This window comes from Paludifilum halophilum, from assembly GCF_002245355.1.
GTDB lineage: Bacteria > Bacillota > Bacilli > Thermoactinomycetales > DSM-45169 > Paludifilum > Paludifilum halophilum.
This window is the reverse complement of sequence record NZ_NOWF01000004.1, coordinates 242415-263569: the sequence shown is the minus strand read 5'-3', so window position 1 is coordinate 263569 and position 21155 is coordinate 242415. Positions and strand designations below refer to the sequence as shown.

The following is a 21155-nucleotide window of genomic DNA, read 5'->3' as shown; positions in this document are numbered from 1 at the left end:
TCCTGTCCGGATCGATAAAAAGGACGGCTGGGTGGCCAGCCGCCCGCATTTGCTGTTTAGAATACCGTTTCTTCCGACTCCTTGTCAAAGATATGAATCTTGTTCATATCCAAAGCGAGTTCCACCTCGGAACCGGCGGTAAATCCGGTTCGCGCATTGACCCGGGCCGTTACCCACTTGTCGGCGATCCCGCTCAGATAGAGATACATCTCCGAGCCCATATTTTCAGCTACCTCCACCTTGGATGTGAATCGACTGTCCGGAGAGGACTCCAAGAACAAAGGCTCATCATGAATATCCTCCGGCCGAATCCCGAAGATGACCTCTTTTTCGACATAGCCTTTTTCCTTTAGAATTTTGCCCCGTCCGGCGGGAAGCTTCACTTCCAATCCAGTACCTTTGAAGCAGACATCATGGCCCTTCTCCGACAAACGCCCCTCGATGATGTTCATCGACGGCGATCCGATAAAACCGGCGACAAAAACATTGGCCGGATGTTGATAGATTTCCGTCGGAGTGTCCGCCTGCTGGATCACGCCATCCTTCATGACGACGATCCGGTCTCCCATCGTCATGGCTTCCGTCTGATCGTGGGTGACATAGATGACGGTTGTCTTCAGGCGCTGGTGCAATTTACTGATTTCTGTACGCATCTGTACCCGCAATTTGGCATCCAGGTTGGACAGGGGCTCGTCCATCAAGAAAACCTGAGGTTCCCGCACGATAGCCCGACCCAAAGCCACCCGCTGTCGCTGGCCGCCGGAAAGCGCTTTCGGTTTTCGGTCCAAAAGATGCTCGATATCCAGGATTTTTGCCGCTTCCCGGACTCGTTCTTCGATCTCCTTTTTTTTGAATTTGCGCAACTTCAGTCCGAAGGCCATATTCTGATAAACGTTCATGTGTGGGTAAAGGGCATAGCTTTGAAACACCATGGCGATATCCCGGTCCTTAGGGGGAACATCATTCACCAGACGGTTCCCGATATAGAGCTCACCCTTGGAGATCTCCTCCAAACCGGCGATCATCCGCAGTGTGGTGGATTTTCCACACCCCGACGGCCCGACCAGCACCAAAAATTCCTGATCCTGAATCTCCAAGTCAAAGTCGGAAACCGCTGACACATCCCCAAATGTTTTATACAAATGCTTTAAGTGCACCTGCGCCATGTGGAAACCCCTTTCATCAATGGTCAACTCCATTGTAGCCCAGGAGAGGAGGATCCTCTATGACCGGTGCAACCAAAAAAGAGGCGTTCTTTTTGAGCAATTTCGACAAAGATAAGGACCTTCTCCGTTTTCAACCGCGAATGTTCTTAGCGTTGCTGTCTGTTTCTCGGTTGTGTCAAAGCCAAGGCCAGCCGAACGCAAAAAGCATCTTCCAACTGTCGTACATCCAGTCCCGTCTCCCGTTTCATCCGATCCAGCCGGTAAATAAGCGTGTTTCGATGGACATACAGGCGACGGGCGGTCTCGCTGATATTAAGATTCTGCTCAAAAAAAACGGTCAGCGTTTCCCGCAAATCTTCGTCCTTCCAGAAACAGGATTTGGAAATCTCGTGCAAGTATCGATCGATCGATGGCCTTTCGACCCTTTCCAGCAGTCGCTCCACCGGGAACTGCCAAGAGGCGAATACCCGCCGTCCCGGTGCATGCACTCTACCCAAGCGGTACGCCTCACGCAGCGATTCCAGGGCGCAGGGTAACTGCTCCGCCGTTGAAACCGGAGGATGAACCCCGATCACCGCATCCACCCCGGCCTCACTGGTTACCACCTCCGCCAACCCTTCGGCTCCTTCCAACCAGGAGGTTTCCGGATCGGTACCCTCCTCTTCCACCGCAGTCGACCGGGGAACCAATACCATCCGTTCCATGGGGTTGTAGGGAATGATCCAAGCCCGACGGTCAAAATATCGGATCAACAACCGGACCAACCCTTCTTCCGAGCGGATGGAAGTCCCGCGGTCAATCACAAGGAAAGGGATCCGTTCATTGAGATCCAGCCGTTCCACCGCAGTCGGGGGAGGCGCCTTTTCCGGCTCCGCATCCCTCCGGCGAAGCCAACGGGCCAAAGCCTGAGACGGTGTACCCCGGGGCCGACCCTCCTCCCACTGAACCAACAACAGCCGAATCAGATCTTCTTCCCGGCGGGTAAGGGTCTCTCCGAGAACGGACAGGTAGACCGGCCCCCCTTGATCCATCACCATAAACGGATGACTGGTACCCGCCTTCTGCCGACTGTGATGCAGGGCGACCTTTTGTCCCAGAATCCTTTCCAGGGAGCGTACCCATTGAATCAACTCTGTGGAAAACACCACCGATCCCCCTGACCAAACTGAAATCCGCGATGCTTGATCAAAGCATCTTCCTTTTTATCATAGCGTCAATCCCCGAAACAAACCATCCCCCTTCCTCTAATGCCGAAATCCGACCGAATGAAAAAACCGCCCATTGAGCGGGCGGCATAGCCTTTGCCATTCTTTAATTCCGGATTCCCTTCCAGATGCCGTCCAGCACCCAGGAGATGATGCTGACCAGAACCGACCCGAGCAAAGCGCCGATAAAGCCTTCCACCTCAAAGCCGTTGATTAAAACACTCGTCAACCAGAATAAAAAGGCATTGAGTACGAAGACAAAAAGGCCGAAAGTGACGAAGGAAATCGGAAGCGTCAAAAAAACGAGAACCGGACGGATAAAGGTATTAATCACCCCTAAAACCAGAGCCACCAATAAGGCGATACCGTATCCGTCCACATGAATGGGGGTGATCACTTGCGCAGCCAGAATCACAGCCAGCGCATTCAGCAGTAATTTAACAATCCAACCCATGGGATCCCTCCATTTGATCCATCCATTCTCTTTTTCTTTTTACCCGTTCCAATGGACGAGTATGATCAAGGTTGGAAAAAATGTTTTTATGATCGTTTCTTTGTCTGATGAAGAATCTTTATTATAATCGTCGTTGCAAACCAAACTCGAACAGGCCCATTGATAAGGGGGACCCTATGAAAGAAACAAACGTTGTCATCGGACTGGATATCGGAACCACCAGCACGAAGGCCGTCGTCTTCGGCCCCTTCGGTCGGATTCAGGGCAGCTGCTCGGTCGGCTACGACCTTGTTCATCCCCGCCCCTCCTGGGCGGAGCAAGAACCGGAAGAGATTTTATCCGCAGCGGCAGAGGCCCTTCGAAAGGCCCTGGAACAATCCGGAGCCGACGGTAACCAGGTGACTGCTGTCGGCGTCAGCTCGGCGATGCACTCGCTCCTCGCCCTGGACGAGTCGGGACGGCCGCTGACCCGCAGCATCATCTGGGCGGATAGCCGCAGTATTGAACAGACGAAAAAAATCAGGCGGGATTTAGGAGGGAAGGCCCTCTATCGACGGACGGGGACCCCGATTCACCCGATGTCTCCTTTGTCCAAACTGCTGTGGATGCGAGAGGAAAATCCCACCCTCTTCCATTCAGCCGCCAAATTCATCTCGATCAAGGAATACCTCTTTTTTCGCTTGTTCGGCCAGTATGTGGTTGATACCTCGATCGCTTCAGCGACGGGGCTGTTCAACCTGGAAAAATCGGATTGGGACGAGAAAGCTCTGACGATTGCCGGAATCAACCGGGAACAATTGTCCACAATCGTACCCACCACCCATGTGGTGGAAGGTTTGGATCCCGATTGGGCGGAAACCATGGGACTGCCGACAGACACCCCCTGGGTGGTCGGAGCTAGTGACGGCGTACTGGCCAACCTGGGGGTCGGAGCGATCGATCCCGGTGAGATGGCTGTTACGATCGGAACCAGCGCCGCTGTTCGCGCGGTAACGGATCGCCCGCGAACCGATGAATCCGAGCGCACTTTCTGCTACGCTCTGACGGAGAAACATTGGGTCATCGGAGGTCCGGCCAATAACGGCGGCATTCTGCTGCGTTGGCTTCGGGATGAGTTTGCCTCGCCGGAATCGGAAGTAGCCGCCCGACTGGAAAAGGACCCCTACGATCTCATGCTCCAATACGCGGAAAAAGTACCCGCCGGATCCGAAGGTCTCCTCTTCCTCCCCTTTCTTGCCGGAGAACGGGCTCCCTATTGGAACGCCAACGCCCGGGGATCTTTTTTCGGAATCGGCCTTCATCACAAACGGGAACACTTTATCCGGGCTGTGTTGGAGGGTGTATCGATCAGCGTTTTTTCCATCGGAATCGCTCTGCGGGAACTGGCCGGACCGGCCCGTGATATACGCGCTTCCGGCGGATTTTCCCGCTCTCCCCTGTGGCGGCAAATCCTGTGCGACGTTATGGGCCGGGAGCTGGTCATACCGGAAACCGGGGAAGCATCAGCCCTGGGTGCGGCCGTCCTGGCCCTATACGGTCTGGGCGCGATCGACGACTTGTCGGAGGTCAAGGAGTGGATCCGCATCCAGCACCGCCACCAGCCCAACCTTTCCGACACGGAAACATATCTCAACCTTTACTACATGTATGAACGCCTTTACCGGAAGTTGAAGGATGAATTTGATGTCATCGCCCATTTTCAACGCACCGGCCATTTTTAACGATATTTTCCTTTCCCAATGAGTTGGTTTTGCCCGGATGAACCATACTAATATCAAAGGAGTTGGAACATGACATGAAGTTGGGCATGATTGGTTTGGGAAAAATGGGATCCAACCTGGTATTGAATCTGTTGGATCACGGCCATGAGGTAGTTGCCTGCGACATCTCTCCGGAAGCGGTTGAAAAAATGAAAAAGGCCGGCGCTTCCCCCGCCAACACCGTTGAAGAGCTGGTCCAATCTCTGGAACAGCCCCGCATCATCTGGCTAATGGTCCCAGCAGGAAAAGTGACCGACCAAGTAGTGGATCAGCTCGGCGGACTGCTCGACTCCGGGGATATTGTGGTAGACGGAGGAAACTCCTATTACGAGGACTCCATGGCCCGCGCTGAAAAAATGAAGACCCGCGGTGTTCATTTCATCGATGTCGGAACCTCCGGCGGTACCTCCGGGGCTCGGGAAGGAGCTTGTTTTATGATCGGCGGCAACCGGGAAGCCTTTGCCGAGATTGAACCGCTCTTTCAGGACATGGCTGTCACCCACGGATATTATTATGCCGGTAAAAGCGGTTCCGGCCACTTTCTCAAGATGGTTCACAACGGGATCGAGTACGGCATGATGCAAGCCATCGCCGAAGGGTTTGAAGTTCTGGAGAAAAGCGATTTCGACTTCGATTATGAGAAGACGGCCCGGGTCTGGTCGCACGGCTCCGTCATCCGAAGCTGGTTGATGGAGTTGACGGAATCCGCCTTCGCCAATAATCCCCGCCTGGAAGGGATTCGCGGGGTGATGCAGTCGTCGGGAGAAGGCCTGTGGACGACTCAGACCGCTCTTGACCTGAAAGCCGTTGCACCGGTGATCACCCTTTCCTTGATCATGCGCTACCGCTCACTGGAGGACGATACCTTTCACGGCAAAGTGGTAGCCGCCTTGCGCAATGAATTCGGCGGGCACCGCATCGTCAAAGAAGAAGACTGAACCAACAAGTCCCCCGCCGATTCAAGGAGGGGGACTTGTCAGTTTACCTTCCAATCAACCTGTATACCGATCGCCTTCGACAAAATCTTTTGCGACGACAGGATCTTCCTGCTGGATCTCCTCCAGCTCTCTATGTAGATCCTCGGTACTTAACCACATTTTGTAAATAATAGCCGCTTCAAATAGTATCAGGAGTACGGAACTGAATAGAACCGTCTCCTTGATCAATCCGGCCAAAGGACCGATGATAAAAATGAACATCTGGAATTCGATTCCGCTGAACAAGTGGGGACGAATCCGGCTTTCCTCCAGCCGATCCCTGATACGGAGATACCAGCCAAAACGTTTTTTAAAGCCGCGGTTCAAATCGACTTTCCGTTGGCGTTCCGGTTCTTCCTGATCCGTTTTTTCTCTCAGAACCGGCGGCAAACTTTCCTCATGAAAGCCTTCAATCCCCTCCACTTCCATCAGGTGATATCGGGCCTCCCGCTTTGCCTTTCGGATCTTTTTCCGCATCTCCTGCCGCAGCTTATAAAGCTGTAACGCATCCATATAACGAAGCATATCCAAAAAGACGATCAAAAAGGCGAAGGACAGATAGATTACTTCTCCTGTGGCCGCATACTGTCCGGCCATCAGCGCAACGCTACAGACCACCACCCGAAACCGATCCAACATGTAGTCCAGCCACATACCGAAGACAGAGCCCGTCCCTTTCAGCCGCGCGATCTTTCCATCCATACAGTCCAACACAAAGCTGAAATGATACAGCAGGGCGGCTGTGACCAAGGAGAGAGTGTCCCCCCGATAAAAAAAGATGGCGGATGCAATTCCCAACAAGAAAGCGAAAAGGGATATCTGATTAGGCGTCACCCGGGTGTGGTTCGCTACCGGTACAACCAGTCGGGATGCTAAAGGATCGACCAGGATGACGGTCCACCAGGAATCTCTTTTTTTATATGTCTTTTCCTTCACTTCATCCAGTGAATATCGGCTCTCTTTCTGCAATGCGGAAAAACCCCCTTTATTTTCTCTCTCCATATATATTATTCGAAAGGGGATACGAATTTCGTGTCTTTTTACTCTTCTGATCCGTGACTCGGTGTTGTTTCTGCGTTTCAAAAATTTGTGATATATTTGATAGAAAGGTGTTTAGCGTAAAACCTTTACCACTACCTGAAGGAGGCGAAGAAACTGAAACAAGCGTTCACCCTCCTGTTGTGTTTGGCACTCTCCCTTTCTTTATTCCTGGGAGCCAACGCTCCCGCGGCAAAAGCCGAAGAACAACCGCAGATCCAAATCGACGACGGAGTCACTCAACCCGTTTTCTCGTACCAAGATGCGATCCGCGAGACGGTGTCTATCGAAGCACCGATGGACAGTGACGGCGACGGACGTCGGGATCGAATCTCCGCCGACGTGATCCGGCCCAAGGAGACTGAAACCGGACTCAAGGTTCCCGTTATTTATGAGATGAGCCCCTATCGCGCGGGATTGAATAACATCTCCTTCCACGATGTCGACACCGAGCTGAATCCCGTCAAACCCGGTAAAGGCGATCGCAGGGGCAAGCCGTCCGACCAGGGATGGACCCCGGCGAGTTCAGGGACACAAACGGCCACCCGTACCGGCGACGACTCTCCCCGACCGTTCCCCGGCTACTATGACAACTATTTCGTGCCACGGGGCTACGCTGTCGTTCTCGCCGAAGGACCGGGCACCGGACAATCAGAGGGGTGCCCGACCTCCGGAGGCGAAAATGAGGTGATCGCCACCCGCGCGGTCATCGACTGGCTGAATGGCCGGGCCAAAGCATTCAACGAGGACGGAAAACCGGTATCCGCCGATTGGTCTACCGGTGACACCGGTATGATCGGTGTCTCGTACAACGGCACCCTTCCCAATGCGGTTGCCGCCACCGGTGTCGAGGGACTGAAGACAATTGTGCCCATCGCCGCGATCAACAGCTGGTATGATTACTACCGGGCAAATGGTGCCGTCGTCGCCCCCGGCGGATACCAGGGTGAAGACACTGATGTCCTGGCCAAGGCGGTTCTGACCCGGGATCATCCCGAGGTGTGCACCGATGTCATCGACTCCCTCCAGAACAAACAGGACCGTCCCTCCGGTGACTACAGTTCCTTCTGGGCGGAGCGGGATTATGTGAAAAATGCGGGGAATGTTCGTGCCAGTGTCTTCGCCGTCCACGGACTCAATGACTGGAACGTCAAGACCAAACACGTCGCCCGGTGGTGGGACACTCTTTCCCGTCAAAAAGTCCCGCGCAAGATCTGGTTACACCAAGGGGGACACCAAAACCCCTTTTCCTTCCGTCACGACGAGTGGCTGACGACGTTGAACCGTTGGTTTGATCATTGGCTATACGACATCGACAACGGAATCATGAAAGAGCCGATGGCGGATATCGAGCGTGCCGCGGGCGAATGGGAAACTCACCGAAACTGGCCGGATGAAAAAGCGCGTCCGACCCTGTTCCATCTGGAAACGGGTCACAATGAGGGGGCGGGCACACTCAGCTTACACCCTGGGCACGGGCACCCCGGCGACACAGAGGATCTGATCGACAATCCCGAACAAACCGCGGAACAGCTTACTGCCGACCCTCAGTCGACGTCCCCGAACCGACTGGTCTATCTGACGCCCGAACTGAAACAGCCGGTTCGGTTGAGCGGGACAGCGAAGCTGAACATCCGGGCCAGCATTGACCAGCCGGCGGCCAATCTCACCGCTCTGCTCGTCGATTATGGCACAGATACCCGTGTCGACTACGAAGCGGGACTCGAAAACACAGGCCGGCGAATCTGCTACGGGGAGGGTGTCCCGGGCGATGACGGGTGTACCTACCTGTACAAACACAAGACTCACCGGGCACCTTTCGAAATTGTGACACGGGGATGGATGGATCCGCAGAACCGGCAATCCGCATCCCGTTCCAAGCCGGTCGTTCCGGGTCGGGAGTACTCGTTCCGGTGGGACATGCAGGCCGAAGATTATGTATTTAAGCCAGGCCATCGGATCGGTATCGTTCTCATCGCCTCCGACCACGACTATACGCTGCGTCCTTCAGGCGGAACCACCATCACCGTGACTCCGGGACAAAGCCGAATCACTCTCCCGATCGTAGACGGTCGCCGAGCATTCAAACCGTAACCAGCGCCAATCTCATAAAACAGCCTGCCCCGTGTGGCAGGCTGTTTTTCAGTCGAAATACCGGCGTCAACCGGCCGTTTCCCGGCTCGAAAACCACAACCCGCCGACAACTTTTCTTGGCATCCCGGAGAATTAAGGGCCTTTTCCCATAAAAAACGCGATCACACGCAAAAAGGTCAAAATCACTTCCGTTACTCGCTTGATCGACGTAATCAATGACCTGGCGGCCGACCTTTTTCTTTTTCCACCTGAAAACCTCTTTGCAATCCGATTCTTCAGCCGATGGAATGTCTTCCCGATTGCTCCGGTAACCCCGCCCATCATCGATCCCTCCTCAAAAAATTCGTTACGAAACCCTATATCGGGAACTTCCTTCCAGCTGAATGGGGAGCAAACTTTCATCTGTTTGATCCCGCCGGAGGTGGTCGGGCTGGTAGACCGTCTCCGATCCCTTGCTTATCAGACACGCCCTAGCAGCTGCCGACACTGCTGTAAAGCAGCTCCTCCGGGGAGGACAAAACCATATACCTTGCATGGATTGGAAACTGGCGATCATCACCGATCCCCACTGAGAAAAATCCGAAACCCTCCAGACCGTCCAAGGTATTCGGTGAATCCTCAAGAACAGCGCACTCGTGAGGCTTGAGTCCCAGAGATTCACAGGCCGACAGATAACCTTCAGGATCCGGTTTTCCCCGTGAAACATCTTCCCCTGTCACCAAGAGGTCAAAGACGTTCAATAATTCGGCTTTCTTAAGCAGGGCCTCAAGTTCTCCTCGATCGGCTGACGTTACAATCGCAAGGCGCATGTACTTGCGTAAAGATTCGATCAATTGGGGGACTCCTTTCATGAGGGGGACGGTCGAACTCCGGTTCGCCAATTCCCGATAATGAACCGCTTTAGCCTGTACACAATACTTTACAGGAATGCGCCACCCCAGCCGGTGAAACAATATTTGAAATCCATCCAGGTCCCGCCGCCCCAAGCAGTGATCCTTGTATTCCGTCTCCGTCAGTTGGTAACCAAAAGTCCTCAACACTTTATTAAAAGCTTCAAAATGCAACTCTTCATCGTTGATCAACACGCCGTTCCAATCGAATAACACCGCTCGGATCGTCCTCGGAAACACCGTGGAGCCCGTTTTCACTGTACGTCACCACCTGACCGGTTGAATCATTTGCTAACATCATAATCTATTTTAAAAATAAAAAAATACCCCTTTTTTGTAAGGGGGATGCCCTAGAAAAAGGGACTGAACTTTAATACTCCGTTCGTTTTTTCAGATATGCTGTCATCATAATCATTTACGCTTTCACCATCCGCTCTAAGTTTTCCCTAAAGGCGGCTTATAGAAAAATTCGATTATATATATTTAAAAATATTATATCCAGAGATTATCGACCTCCTATATATGAATGATCCGTCAGGACTAGAATAAAGATCTTTTTTTCCATTCTAAAATCAAAATCCATCAGGATGGAAATAAAGAACTAATTGTTTTACAATATATTCTGGAAGGGGGGGTTATTTACCTTGCATGTACCGATGTTAAACACACCGGTGTTAGCCGACACGGAACTCGAGTGGCTGAGAAAGATCATCCATCGTTATTATCAGGAATGTATGATTCGGTGGAAGATGCGAATCGCCGCCTGCGATTTCAACCCCGATCAAGAACAGGTGTTGATCGACATCTTTGATGCTTTTATCAGACACCTTTATGAAATTACCGCTCAACCGCCAACCTCCCAAAATCATTTTCTCAATTATTTAATATATCAATCCCCGGGTTTAAATGCGGGACAAAAAATCTGGGCACTGAGTGTCTTTGAAGAAATCATTCAGAGTTTACTTTCAGAAGAATGCCGAGAAGAATCCCAAAATGGACGCAGCCGCTATTCTCAGTGGGTTCATTGTACACTCGCCAATTTGGGGATCTTATTGAGCATCCAAGCTCCACATTCCGCCGGTTCTTCCGGGTGGGTCGCGGAGAAGTCCAGCGATTACGGAGGACTTCATTCACAACGTTATGAAGAGATTATCCGTTTCTCGGACATGCTTTTAACCGCTACCCGCCTGGAAGATATCCTGTCTTACTGTGTCAAGGACATCGGTGAAATGACCGGCTTCAAGCGTGGAGCCCTGATATGGTACTCACCTTTGGCCAACCATTTGGAGGGGGTTTATTCCCACAACATCGCCCTTTAGGACATTCAGCGCATTCAAGAACCGGTTCACAACGTCCCCGGATTCCATACCGTTCTTCAGGCGGGGAGATCGGTTTGGTTTGACGATGCAGAGCCCTACGTTCCCCCCCACTATTTAAAAACCTTTAACACGGATTCTTTTCTGGCATCCCCGATTTATAACCAAAACCGACAACTGATGAGTTTTTTACTCCTCGACTGTGAAAAAGAACCCTTTCACCCCTCTGAGCGCACACTGGAAACCGTCGATGCTTTGGTCTCCCGGGCCGCCAAGAGTCTTTCATCCGTCTTGAGTCAGTCCTCCGCTCCCGACTGGCCTCAAACCTCCCCACTGTTAACCGCCCGGGAAAAACAAGTGACCCAACTGCTGGCGGAAGGATATACGACCAAGGAAATCGCCGCCCATCTTTATCTCAGCCACCATACGATCACGGAACATATCCGCACCATTTTGAGCAAGCTGAAAGCCAAAAACCGGCCGGAGGCCATCGCCAAAGCGTTTCGTCAACATCTCATCCACTAATACTTTCACTTTTTACAAAAAACGGAGATCCGGTCCGGGATCTCCGTTTCATACACTGGCTTTATTTTGCTTCCTCGATCGCCTGAATCATCGCTTTTTCCGCTTCTTCAGCGATTGATTCGAGATTTTCATCCTCGATCAGGCCCATGAGCTCCGTAGGACGGAGCAGGCCGATTTCTGTCTTGAAGGTTTCGCTGCTGGTGTAAACGACAATCTTGCAGGGAAGAAAGTAACCGCCCTTTTGATTGCGGGTGAGAACTTTTTTAGCGACATCGGGATTGCAGACTTCCAAAACGCGGAAGTCCTGATCCAGCTGAATCCCCTTTTCCATCAGCTTCGTCGGGATGTCCAATTTCCAAAGCACGCCGAACTTATGGTTAGACAAGGATTGTTCCAATGCCTGAACCGCTTCGTCAACCGATTGATTCGTTTCGACCGTATACGCAAACAATGGACAACCTCCTTTAATGCTGCTTAAGGTTATTGTACACCATCAACCCTTCCATTTGGGGAGCTGAATCCACACAATCCGATCATACATTACTCGACCACAGCGTCTCCGGGTGACTTGGACACCTGAGCGGCCAGTTCGTCATAATAGGCTTCCATCCGTTTCTGTTCCCGTTCCAGGATCGGTTTCAAAAATCGACCGGTATGGGAAGCAGTCACTTCGGCGACTTCCTCCGGCGTTCCGGTGGCGACGATGGTACCCCCGCCGTCGCCTCCTTCAGGGCCAAGATCGATCAGATAATCGGCGGTCTTGATCACATCCAGATTGTGTTCGATCACCAGCACCGAGTCCCCATTCTCCACCAAGCGTTGCAACACCTTGAGCAGGCGGGCAATATCATCCACGTGGAGTCCAGTGGTCGGCTCATCCAAAATATACAGGGTTCGGCCGTTGGATCGCTTGTACAGCTCTGAAGCCAGTTTCACCCGCTGAGCCTCCCCGCCGGAGAGGGTGGTGGCGGGTTGTCCCAGGCGCACGTAACCGAGACCCACGTCGTACAGCGTCTGCAGCTTCCGCCGGATGCGGGGAATGTTATGAAAGAAATCCAAAGCCTCTTCCACCCGCATTTCCAGTACCTCAGAGACGTTTTTGCCCTTATATTTCACTTCCAGGGTGTCCCGGTTGTACCGTTTTCCTTTACACTCCTCACAGGGAACGTAGACGTCCGGCAAAAAGTGCATCTCGATTTTGATGATCCCGTCACCTCGACAGGCCTCACAACGGCCCCCTTTGACGTTGAAGGAAAAACGCCCTTTTTTGTACCCCCGCACCTTGGCCTCCTGAGTCGAGGCAAAAACATCCCGGATATCATCGAAGACACTGGTATAAGTCGCCGGATTGGAGCGGGGGGTTCGTCCGATCGGGGACTGATCGATGTCGATCACCTTGTCCAAGTGATCCAATCCCTTGATCTCTTTATGCGCTCCGGGCACCCATTTCGCCTTGTTCAGTTCACGGGCAAGGGCTTTGTGTAAGATCTCATTGATCAGGGTACTCTTGCCGGAACCGGAAACGCCGGTCACACAGGTGAAGACCCCCATCGGGACCTTCACATTGACGTTTTTCAAATTGTGCTCCCGGGCGCCTTTGATCTCGATCCATTTGCCATTCGGTTTTCTCCGCTCATCGGGAAGGGGGATGAACCGCCTCCCCGAAAGGTATTGGCCGGTCAGGGAATGCTCCATCCCCATCAACTCACCCGGAGAACCCTGGGCCATCACTTTCCCACCGTGAGCCCCGGCACCCGGACCGATGTCGATCACATGATCCGCCGCCAACATGGTGTCCTCGTCGTGTTCCACTACGATCAGGGTGTTGCCCAGGTCCCGCATCTGTTTGAGGGTTCGAATCAAGCGGGAATTATCCCGCTGGTGCAAGCCGATACTGGGCTCATCCAGGATATAAAGAACCCCCATCAGCTTGGAGCCGATCTGCGTTGCCAGCCGGATCCGCTGAGCTTCACCTCCGGACAAGGTTCCCGCCGACCGGTTGAGAGTGAGGTAATCCAAACCGACGTTGCTCAAAAAGCCGAGCCGACTTTCGATCTCCCTCAGGATCTGGCGCCCGATGATCATCTCCTTTTCCGTCAGTTCCAGCCGGGAGACAAAATCAAGGGCTTCCCGGATGGAAAGGGCGGTTACAAAAGCGATGTTTTCGCCCCCTACATAAACGCTGAGGCTCTCTTCCCGAAGCCGGGCTCCGCCACAGGTCGGACAAGCTCGGCGGCTCATATAGTTTTCGATCTGTTCCCGGATCATGTCCGAACCTGTTTCCCGAAAGCGGCGTTCCAGATTGTGGATCACTCCTTCAAAGCGAATCGTGATCTCCCGGACCCGCCCCCGGTCTGTGTCATAGCGGAAAGGAATGCGTTCGCCGGTCCCTTTCAAAAGGAGGTCGAGTTGCTTTTTGGAGAGTTGCTTCACCGGAACGTCCATATCGATGTCATAGTGAAGACAGGCGGACTCCAACAGCTGAGGATAATAATTGCTGGATTTCCCCACCCAAGGCTCAATCGCCCCTTCTCGAAGGGTTTTGGATTTGTCCGGGATCACCAAGGAAGGATCCACTTCCATCCGGCTGCCCAATCCGTCACAGGTCGGACAGGCACCGAAGGGACTGTTGAACGAAAACATCCGCGGAGAAAGCTCATCCAAGCTGAACCCGCACTCCGGACAGGCCAGATTCTGACTGAACAGCATCTCTTCCCCGTCGATCACATCCACCAATACATTGCCCCCGGCCATGTCCAACGCCGTTTCCAGAGAATCCGTCAGACGGGAGTCCAGTCCCGGCTTCACCACCAGCCGGTCAACAACGACTTCGATGGTATGCTTCTTGTTCTTTTCCAGTTGGATCTCTTCGGAAAGATCGCGAATCTCGCCGTCCACCCGTACACGGACAAATCCCTGCCGGCCGATCTCCTTAAGCAGCTTCACATGCTCCCCTTTGCGGCCGCTCACCATCGGAGCCAAAATTTGAATCCGAGTCCGCTCCGGCAATTCCAAAATCCGATCCGACATTTGCTGTACGGTCTGAGAATCGATCTCGATACCGTGGCGGGGACAGTAAGCGCGACCCACCCGGGCGAAGAGAAGCCGCAGATAGTCGTAGATTTCCGTCACCGTCCCTACTGTGGACCGAGGATTGCGGCTGGTGGTTTTCTGGTCGATGGAAATGGCCGGGGAAAGCCCGTCGATGGATTCCACATCCGGTTTGTCCATTTGACCTAGGAATTGACGGGCATAGGCGGACAGAGATTCCACGTATCGCCGCTGTCCCTCGGCATAAATCGTATCAAAGGCGAGAGAGGATTTTCCCGAACCTGACAAGCCCGTCAACACAACAAATCGATTCCGGGGAATCGTCACATCGACATCTTTTAAGTTGTGAACGCTGGCTCCGCGAATGACAATATTTTCTTGCGACACGTTTTATGCTCCCTCCGCTTTCAATTCGATCAACAGATCCCTGAGCTCCGCCGCCCGTTCGAATTGCAGATCTTTGGCCGCCGCCTTCATTTCTTTTTCCAGTCGCTGAACCCATTTTTCCCGTTCTTTTTTACTCATTTTTTCCATATCGGGTGTCGCCTGATACGTTTCCTTCTCCTCGGCGGCCTTAGTCGCTTCGATCACCTCGTGGATCGCTTTCTTAATCGTCTGCGGCACGATGCCGTGCTTCTCATTATGATCGATTTGAATGCTTCGGCGGCGCTCTGTCTCATCGATCGCCCGACGCATGGAATCGGTCACGGTATCGGCGTACATAATGACTTCGCCGTTGGCATTCCGAGCCGCCCGGCCAATCGTCTGGATCAGGGATCGTTCCGCCCGCAGGAACCCTTCCTTGTCGGCGTCCAGAATCGCCACCAGAGAAACTTCCGGAAGATCCAACCCTTCCCGAAGCAGGTTGATCCCCACCAACACATCAAATTCACCCTTGCGCAAATCGCGCAGAATCTGCATCCGTTCAATCGTTTTGATGTCGGAGTGAAGATAATGAACCCTGATCCCCGCCTCTTTGAGGTAGTCCGTCAAATCCTCCGCCATCTTCTTGGTCAATGTTGTCACCAGCACCCGTTCATCCCGCTTTAGGCGCTGATTCACTTCGCCGATCAAATTGTCGATCTGACCGTGGATGGGACGGACGTGAATCTTGGGATCCACCAATCCGGTCGGTCGGATGATCTGTTCCACCACCTCCGGTGCATGCTCCAGCTCATAAGGGCCGGGAGTGGCGGAAACGAACACGGCCTGATTCACCCGTGTTTCGAATTCGTCGAACTTCAACGGCCGGTTGTCCATCGCGGAGGGAAGGCGAAAACCGTGTTCCACCAACATCTCTTTCCGGGAGCGATCCCCCTTGTACATCCCTCCCACCTGAGGAATCGTGACGTGGGACTCATCGACGATCATCAGATAATCCTCGGGGAAATAATCCAACAGGGTATAAGGAGGATCACCGGCCTTTTTCCCGACCAAGTGACGGGAATAGTTCTCGATCCCGGAACAAAAACCCACCTCCCGCATCATCTCCATATCGTAGCGGGTCCGCTGTTCCAGACGTTGAGCTTCCAGCAGCTTGTCCTGCTTCTTCAGCTCCGCCAGGCGCGTATCCAGCTCCTCTTCGATATCCTTGAGCGCCCGCTGCATTACTTGTTCCCGAGTGACATAGTGCGAGGCGGGAAAAACAGCGACATGTTCCCGATCCCCCAAAATTTCACCCGTCAACACATCGATTTCCCGAATCCGGTCGATTTCATCTCCGAAAAATTCCACTCGAACTGCTTGTTCACTCCGGGAGGCGGGGAAGATTTCCAACACGTCTCCCCGAACGCGGAAGGTACCGCGAACAAAGTTCATATCATTGCGTTCATATTGGATATCCACCAGTTCCCTTAGCACGGAATTGCGGTCCCGCTCCATCCCGACGCGAAGGGAAAGCACTTGTTCCCGGTATTCCTCCGGCGAACCCAGTCCGTAGATGCAGGAAACGCTGGCCACGATGATCACGTCTCTCCGTTCAAACAGCGCGCTGGTGGCCGAATGACGCAATTTGTCGATCTCATCGTTGATTGAGGCATCTTTTTCAATATAGGTATCCGTCTGAGGCACATACGCCTCCGGTTGATAGTAATCGTAATAACTGACAAAATACTCGACGGCATTGTCGGGGAAAAACTGCTTCAACTCCCCGCAGAGCTGGGCCGCCAACGTCTTGTTCGGCGCCATCACCAGGGTGGGCTTACCGACCCGGGCGATGCTATGGGCCATGGTAAAGGTTTTACCCGTCCCTGTTGCGCCCAGCAGGGTTTGATGTTTTTTACCCTCCAGAATGCCTTTGGTCAGCTTTTCAATCGCTTCCGGTTGGTCCCCTTGGGGACTGTACTCGGATTTTATTCGAAAAATCCCTTTGCCCATGGTTGATCACCTCGGATCTGTCATCTTTTCCATTATACCACATTGGGGCAAAGTCATAAGAACATCCGTTCCACGAGAAAATCAACGGCCCTAACTCGTCCATCGCCGGGTGGCGGTCTTCGGCTCCTGCGTTTCCACCCGGTGAAGGGCCGGGGCTTCCACCAGGCCCAGATGGGGCGGATCCCCTTCATAGAGGGGTCTTTGGGCCAGTTTTGTTTCCCCGTTCACGTCGAAGAGTTCCAGTTTGCAGAAAGCCGGGGACTGATGAAGAGCGGTTTCCAGATCATTCAAGCGTTTTGTTTTCACACCATTGACACGCAAAACTGTCTCTCCCGGCTGGATCCCCATCTTTTCCGCGGGTGTGTCCGGCAGTACCGCCAATACCTTGATCCCCTCCGAATCGGCCGCGTACAACGGGATACGCCTTTTTTCCCGAATCCGGTTCATCCGGTACAAAAATTCATGACCCAGCACGGAAAAAAAGGCGGCCGCCCAAAGCATCCCCTGTCCGATTTCCGACAGCTCGACCAAAATCAAAAGCGTAACCGCGTAGAGGAGAAGAAAGGAGGATAACCGCCTTTTTTGTTGCAGGGGATGCCGGGATAGATTGTCACAAGCGAAACCGCTCACCACCGGCAGAGGCAACCATCCGGCCGAAGTCGCCGCCACCAGCGGGATCGGCCACACTTTCTGCATACGGTATCCCCCGACCACACGGCGGTGGATGTCCTGCTCCAGAACCGGTGTACTCCCCTTTTCTCCGTCCAATCGCACCAGGACCCACTCCGCCAAATGAACCAGGCCGACGATGAGCAGCCAATCCTCCGCCGCAAACTGTTTTAACCCGTGTAACTCGACCCAGCCGGCGAGAAAGTCGTTTTGCCCGGTATTCAATGACAGACTAGCCAAAGAAGCCAGCCCGACAGCATAAGCCAAGCAGGCAAAACGAAGGCGAAAACAGGCCAAGGGGATCAGCACTCCCCACACCCACAGGAGATCCGACGGGTTCAGGGTGAGTGTGACCGGCACGGTCACCGCGGAAAGAAGAAGACCGGCCCCCAACCCCGTCGTCAGAGAGCGAAGAAAAAGCAGGGTGGGCGGATCCAACCGTCTGCCGAATCGCTTTTGTTCCCGCAAGCTCTTCCAAGCGTACTGCCAGGCGGCGAGTAATACCGCAGCCAGCCACAGCGGATGCGTCCACATCACTTTCCAGGATTCCGTCGGTAGATTGAAAAAGGTAAGAACGGTTTCCATACCATCCCTCCAAGCACATGGCCATCAAAAGAAACCCACGGACAAGATCAGCCGTGGGTCCCATTTTCGATAAACGGAGCGCAAACCCTTTATTTGATTTCTTTTTTCAGCGTCTCAATTCCGACCCGAAGTTGAAGGTCGCTCTCAGGATCGCGGAGCAACGAAACAAACTCATCCTGCAGTTTCAAAGCGGTCTTTTCATCCACCTCTCCAGTGACAGAAAGTTTGTGGGTCTTTTGGAAGGCTTTAACGGCGGTCTCCGTCTTTTTGCTGAAATATCCGTCCGTCCGATCCGGCTTGTAACCCAGGCCCTCCAGGACCAGTTGCAGGTTGCGAACCTGCTGATTCGACATATCCCGCTTCAACGGTTTATCCGGTTGGGGCGGGGTGGCCTTGTAGTAGTCGGGCATCTCCACTTTGACATCGGGTTTGATTCCCTTTTTGTGAATCCAGTTTCCTTCGGGAGTCAACCATTTGGCCATGGTCAGCTTGATATTGCTGCCATCCTCGAAGTCCTTGGCCGTTTGGACGGTCCCTTTTCCGAAGGTGGTCTGACCCACCGTGGAATAACCGGACTCCTTCAGCGCCCCTGCCAAGATCTCGGATGCACTGGCGGATCCTTTATCCGTCAAGACGACCATGGGGTAATCCTTCTTCCCTTCCAGCTTCGACTGATATTTGACACGTTTGCCGGATTTGTCTTCGGTCATCATGATCGTCTGCTCGTTGGGGACCAGCTTCTCAGCGATTTCCAACACCGCCGGCAGTAAACCGCCGGGGTTGCCTCGAACATCGATGACAAGCCCTTTCATCCCCTTTTCTTCCAAGGCTTTCAGCTCGTCGGCGAAGTCCTCTGCCGTATCCGTGGAGAACTGCGTGATTTCGATTTTGCCGATTTTCCCCTCCATCATCTCGGAACGGACGGTCTCAATCGGAATCTCATCCCGAACTACCGTAATGTCCATCATTTCGTGAATGCCGGGCCGAAGGACTTTTAACTTCGCCTTCGTACCTTTAGGTCCCTTGATTTTGGAGACCGCTTCGCTGAGAGTCATCCCCTCCAGACTGGTGTCGTTCACCTTAATGATCTGATCCTCCGGTCGGAGACCTGCCTTTTCCGCCGGCGAACCCTTGAAGGGGGAGACGATGGTGACCCGCCCTTCTTTCATGGTGACTTCCGCGCCGATCCCTTGAAAGGAAGAATCCAGAGAAGAATGAAACTGCTTGGCCGTTTTTTCGTCCATGTACGCGGAATACGGATCGTCCAGGGATTCCACCATTCCCCGGATCGCACCGTCGATCAATTTTTTATCATCAACATCACCGATATACTGCGATTGAATCAACCCGTAAGCTTGTTTCAACTTATCCAGATTCTCCTCCAGTCCCCGGGTGTCCTCACTGGAAACAGAGGAGCCCGACAGGAAGGAAGAGCCTGTCACCTGCGACAGCAAACCCCCGTCACCTGCAACTGCCGCAGTAGTCAGACTGCTGAACAGAACAGCCACCACCACGATCAGGGCGACGGTACGTCCGCGCAAGTACATCTAAACACCACCCTTTAACTGTCCGTAAAGGACTTCTTCTGTAGACCGTTATTTTCTCACCGCCCCGCCCGGATCATCTGTGGATACTGCGCCGTTAAGCGAAGACGCGAGGGTTGGTTCATATATATGACAGGCAGGAAGAAGTTATTATTAGGTTCACTCTAGCAAATTATAACGCCTCACACAAGGAAAAGGCCCGACTTCGAGTGTATGGATCAAACCCGATGAATCGGCGGGAACATCCATTGGATCCCTGCCGTCCGACTCTCACGATTGGATAGAAGAAAAGCCAACGCAAGCGGAGCTGCATTGGCTCATCCCATTCCATTTCGCCCATGGCGGCGAGATCATTTTTTGAAGTACGGCATCGGGTTGGTATGGTTTCCGTTCTTCAACACTTCGACGTGCAAATGAGGACCGGTGGAAAACCCATTGTTTCCAATTCCGGCGATTATCTGTCCTCTGGATACCTTTTGCCCGACTTTCACCTTGACATCCTGCGGATACATGTGGGCGTAAAGCGTGGACACTCCGCCGCCGTGGTCGATAATAATGATGTAACCGTAACCGGAAGCCGGACGGGCCTCGATCACTTTACCGTCATCGGCGGCCTTGATCGGCGTGCCCAAAGAACCGCTCAAATCGATCCCGGTATGCATCTTATAACGCTTCCGAACGGGGTGATAGCGCATACCGTAACCGGATGTCACCTCGGCTCCGTCCACCGGCCAGTAAAAGGCACCTTCCGCCTGTTTCACAGGTCCCTTTTTGTTTTTGGACTGTTCCCGTTCCTTTTGCTCCTGTTGCCGTTGGCGAATCAGATCACGGATTTTTTTCTTTTCCTTTTCGTTAACTTCTTCTAAATCTTCCTTTTCATCCTTCAATCGGTCCATTTCGGACTCGTATTTTTTATATTCGGCAGTTAATTGACTGTGCAGTTCCTCGGCTTCCTCCGACTTTTCCTTCCTTTTCTTCAACAACTTTTCGATTTTCTTTTTCTCTTCGACAATCGCCTTTTTGTCCGCTTCATAGTTTTCGATCAGCTGCCGATCCCGTTTGGAAACGAGTTGTACAAACTCCAGGCGCTTCAGAAAGTCACCCAAACTGTCGGCTTCGAACAGGGATTCCAAGTAGAACATTTCACCCTGTTCATAGATATGGCGCACCCGGCTATTGAATAGTCTCTTCTGTTCCTCAATCTGTTGCTTCTTCTCATCGAGCTTTTCCTCGCTCTTTTCCAACTTCTTCTCTGTCTCATAAACATCCTGATTCAACTGGTTGAGCTCTTCTTTCTGCTGTTCCAGTTCGTCGAGGACGGATTCCAGGTCTTGCTCGGTCTGTTTTTTCTCTTTCTCGAGGCGCTGAATCTCTTTGTCCCGTTCTTTGACATCCTTCCGTTTCTCATCGAGGTCATCCGCATAGATGCTCCCTGGAAGCCCGAGGGTCAACGCCAAGGCAACGGACGTGACCCCCGCCAACAATCTTTTTTTCACGTCATCTTC

The 21155-nt window shown here is 53.0% G+C and carries 16 protein-coding genes; 5 read left to right on the top strand and 11 right to left on the bottom strand.

What is annotated here, in order from left to right; translation table 11 throughout:
• Nucleotides 1-56: 56 nt before the first annotated feature.
• The 3 genes from CHM34_RS08440 to CHM34_RS08430 form a co-directional block, all read right to left on the bottom strand.
• A complete protein-coding gene (locus CHM34_RS08440) occupies nt 57-1166 on the bottom strand; it encodes an ABC transporter ATP-binding protein (protein WP_094264161.1) in 1110 nt (369 codons plus the stop codon).
• Between the two features lie 146 nt (nt 1167-1312).
• Nucleotides 1313-2311 carry a PucR family transcriptional regulator gene (locus CHM34_RS08435; RefSeq protein WP_094264160.1) on the bottom strand — a complete coding sequence of 333 codons (999 nt, stop codon included), beginning with the start codon at nt 2309-2311 and terminating at the stop codon, nt 1313-1315.
• A gap of 166 nt (nt 2312-2477) precedes the next feature.
• Nucleotides 2478-2825, bottom strand: a complete 348-nt coding sequence (locus CHM34_RS08430; RefSeq protein WP_094264159.1) for a phage holin family protein — start codon at nt 2823-2825, stop codon at nt 2478-2480.
• 176 nt (nt 2826-3001) lie between these two features.
• Between CHM34_RS08430 and CHM34_RS08425 the strand changes: the two genes are divergently transcribed.
• On the top strand, nt 3002-4546 hold the full coding sequence (locus CHM34_RS08425) for a gluconokinase (protein WP_094264158.1): 1545 nt from the start codon (nt 3002-3004) through the stop codon (nt 4544-4546).
• A gap of 74 nt (nt 4547-4620) precedes the next feature.
• Entirely contained in the window at nt 4621-5523 is a 903-nt protein-coding gene (gnd, locus tag CHM34_RS08420) for a phosphogluconate dehydrogenase (NAD(+)-dependent, decarboxylating) (RefSeq protein ID WP_094264157.1), read from the top strand.
• Nucleotides 5524-5577: 54 nt separating this feature from the next.
• On the opposite strand, the gene CHM34_RS08415 is transcribed toward gnd, so the two are convergent.
• Entirely contained in the window at nt 5578-6531 is a 954-nt protein-coding gene (locus CHM34_RS08415; protein ID WP_240511935.1) for a CDP-alcohol phosphatidyltransferase family protein, read from the bottom strand.
• A gap of 210 nt (nt 6532-6741) precedes the next feature.
• Between CHM34_RS08415 and CHM34_RS08410 the strand changes: the two genes are divergently transcribed.
• A complete protein-coding gene (locus CHM34_RS08410; protein ID WP_240511934.1) occupies nt 6742-8694 on the top strand; it encodes a Xaa-Pro dipeptidyl-peptidase in 1953 nt (650 codons plus the stop codon).
• Nucleotides 8695-9164: 470 nt separating this feature from the next.
• Here CHM34_RS08410 and CHM34_RS08400 read toward each other — a convergent pair whose 3' ends face one another.
• Nucleotides 9165-9842 (bottom strand): HAD family hydrolase, encoded by a 678-nt coding sequence (locus CHM34_RS08400; protein ID WP_094264153.1) that lies wholly within the window; start codon nt 9840-9842, stop codon nt 9165-9167.
• 386 nt (nt 9843-10228) lie between these two features.
• On the opposite strand from CHM34_RS08400, the gene CHM34_RS08395 reads away from it, so the two are divergent.
• Nucleotides 10229-10903, top strand: a complete 675-nt coding sequence (locus CHM34_RS08395; protein ID WP_094264152.1) for a hypothetical protein — start codon at nt 10229-10231, stop codon at nt 10901-10903.
• Nucleotides 10904-10906: 3 nt separating this feature from the next.
• On the top strand, nt 10907-11425 hold the full coding sequence (locus CHM34_RS08390) for a response regulator transcription factor (RefSeq protein ID WP_338048652.1): 519 nt from the start codon (nt 10907-10909) through the stop codon (nt 11423-11425).
• Nucleotides 11426-11486: 61 nt separating this feature from the next.
• Here CHM34_RS08390 and CHM34_RS08385 read toward each other — a convergent pair whose 3' ends face one another.
• The 6 genes from CHM34_RS08385 to CHM34_RS08360 all read right to left on the bottom strand — a co-directional run bounded on the left by CHM34_RS08385 (nt 11487) and on the right by CHM34_RS08360 (nt 21146).
• Entirely contained in the window at nt 11487-11876 is a 390-nt protein-coding gene (locus CHM34_RS08385) for a DUF302 domain-containing protein (protein ID WP_094264150.1), read from the bottom strand.
• An 89-nt stretch (nt 11877-11965) separates the two neighbouring features.
• The gene (gene uvrA, locus CHM34_RS08380) at nt 11966-14863 is read right to left on the bottom strand and encodes an excinuclease ABC subunit UvrA (RefSeq protein WP_094264149.1); all 2898 of its coding nucleotides are present in this window, start codon (nt 14861-14863) and stop codon (nt 11966-11968) included.
• Nucleotides 14864-14866: 3 nt separating this feature from the next.
• Nucleotides 14867-16852, bottom strand: a complete 1986-nt coding sequence (gene uvrB, locus CHM34_RS08375) for an excinuclease ABC subunit UvrB (RefSeq protein WP_094264148.1) — start codon at nt 16850-16852, stop codon at nt 14867-14869.
• A 90-nt stretch (nt 16853-16942) separates the two neighbouring features.
• Nucleotides 16943-18106: a PDZ domain-containing protein gene (locus CHM34_RS08370; protein ID WP_094264147.1), complete on the bottom strand. Its 1164-nt coding sequence runs from the start codon at nt 18104-18106 to the stop codon at nt 16943-16945.
• Nucleotides 18107-18195: 89 nt separating this feature from the next.
• Complete coding sequence (locus tag CHM34_RS08365; RefSeq protein WP_094264146.1) at nt 18196-19653, bottom strand: S41 family peptidase; 1458 nt, start codon at nt 19651-19653, stop codon at nt 18196-18198.
• Nucleotides 19654-20000: 347 nt separating this feature from the next.
• The gene (locus tag CHM34_RS08360; RefSeq protein ID WP_094264145.1) at nt 20001-21146 is read right to left on the bottom strand and encodes a murein hydrolase activator EnvC family protein; all 1146 of its coding nucleotides are present in this window, start codon (nt 21144-21146) and stop codon (nt 20001-20003) included.
• Nucleotides 21147-21155 lie beyond the last annotated feature (9 nt).